The organism is Butyricimonas sp. RTP31003st1_G1_RTP31003_210430 (assembly GCF_040920905.1).
Lineage (GTDB): Bacteria > Bacteroidota > Bacteroidia > Bacteroidales > Marinifilaceae > Butyricimonas > Butyricimonas paravirosa.
The window spans coordinates 1-1,859 of sequence record NZ_JBCOSQ010000140.1 but is presented as its reverse complement, the minus strand read 5'-3'; the positions used below and the strand labels follow the sequence as shown (position 1 = coordinate 1,859).

2 protein-coding genes are annotated in these 1,859 nt (G+C 51.3%); both read left to right on the top strand.

Annotation, left to right across the window (positions count from 1 at the left end; genetic code table 11):
- Positions 1 to 877 (top strand): ABC transporter ATP-binding protein (locus AB5542_RS21260; RefSeq protein ID WP_368243458.1); only part of this gene is annotated, 877 nt, incomplete at its 5' end.
- 2 nt (positions 878 to 879) lie between these two features.
- On the top strand, positions 880 to 1,755 hold the full coding sequence (locus tag AB5542_RS21255) for an NADPH-dependent 7-cyano-7-deazaguanine reductase QueF (RefSeq protein WP_279039827.1): 876 nt from the start codon (positions 880 to 882) through the stop codon (positions 1,753 to 1,755).
- The last annotated feature ends 104 nt before the right edge of the window (positions 1,756 to 1,859 follow it).

The following is a 1,859-nucleotide window of genomic DNA, read 5'->3' as shown; positions in this document are numbered from 1 at the left end:
CTTCTACTCGATCATCAACCCGGCAAAACAATTCTCCACGGCACTATACAGCATCCAGAAAGGAGCCGCCGCCATGGACCGTATCGACCAGATACTAAATGCCGAATCGACCATACTGGAACCCGAACAACCGAAACCGTTAAACGGGTTCAATAAAGAGATCGAGTACCGCAACGTGAGTTTTGCTTACCGTCCGGACCGCATCGTCCTAAAGGACGTGAATGTCAAAATAGGAAAAGGACAGACCGTTGCCCTCGTCGGACAATCCGGCTCCGGGAAGAGTACCTTTGTCGATCTCTTGCCCCGTTTCTACGACGTGATCAAGGGTGAAATCCTAATCGACGGCATCAACATCAAGGACGTGTCGTTACACGGCTTACGTGAACTCATGGGGAACGTGAACCAAGACCCGATCCTCTTTAACGATACTATCTTTAATAACATCGCCTTCGGCGTCGAATCGGCCACCCGGGAAGAGGTCGAACGGGCAGCCCGGATTGCCAATGCCCACGAGTTTATCATGCAAACCGAGAAAGGATATGACACCTGTATCGGGGACCGCGGGGGCAAATTAAGCGGTGGACAACGCCAACGCTTGAGCATCGCCCGGGCCGTGTTGAAAAACCCGCCCATCATGATCCTCGACGAGGCGACCTCCGCACTGGACACCGAGTCGGAAAAGCTCGTGCAGGAGGCCCTCGATAACCTGATGAAAAACCGCACCTCCATCGTCGTGGCCCATCGTCTTTCAACGATCCGCAACGCCGACATGATCTGCGTTTTCCACGAGGGTAAAATCGTGGAACGGGGACGCCATGAAGAACTGTTGGCTCTGGATGGCATCTATACGAAATTATACAACATGCAAAACTTCTAATCATGAGTATTGAATCCAAAGTCCTCGGCCAACAAGTTGCCTACCCGACCGATTATTGCCCGTCAATTCTCGTTCCGGTCCCGCGTAGCCTGAACCGGGAAATTTACGATATTTATACCCCGGAAGAATTGTTCCGGGGATTCGACACTTGGCACGCCTACGAGGCCGGATTCTTGGCCCGAAACGGCTTACCCGTGTGCGGTGTTCTAAAACTGGTATACCCGGCCAACAGCCCATGTATCGTGGAAAGTAAATCGCTGAAACTATACTTGAACTCCTTAAACATGACCCGCCTCGGGGAAGACACTCCCTCGGGCGTAGAAACATACCTCCAAATCGTGAAATCGGACCTCGAACAAATACTGCAAACCCGTGTAGAAGCCACGTTTTTCCGTCAAGCCTCCGAAAAACCGTATTTCGATTTTCAAGATTACACGCTATTGGAAGCCACGCCCGGCATCGAACGGGAAACCTTCACCGAGTACAATGAAAACCCGGCATTACTGGAAAGCCGGACAACCGGAAGAGGGGAAATCAAGGTATGTAGCCACCTGTTACGGAGTAACTGCAAGATCACGAAACAACCCGATTGGGGTAGCATCTACATCCACATGCAAGCCGACTGCCTGCCGGATCATACCTCCCTCTTGAAATACATCGTCTCCCTGCGAAACGAGAACCACTTCCACGAAGAGATATGTGAAATGACCTACAAACGCTTGTGGGACCTCTTCCACCCGGAGATTCTCGCAGTATCCTGTATCTACACCCGTCGCGGGGGCATCGACATCTGTCCCTCCCGGGCCAACCAAGCGGAATACCTCCCGGAACACCTCCAAGCCCCGGAAACATTAACCCGGAAATTATTAAGACAATAGCAAAAGGACTGCCTAAACGATATTTAGACAGTCCCTGCAACCAGTCCCCACTTTACGGGTCTGACAACCACTTTACACTATCATTTTTTGATTCGTTAAACGAA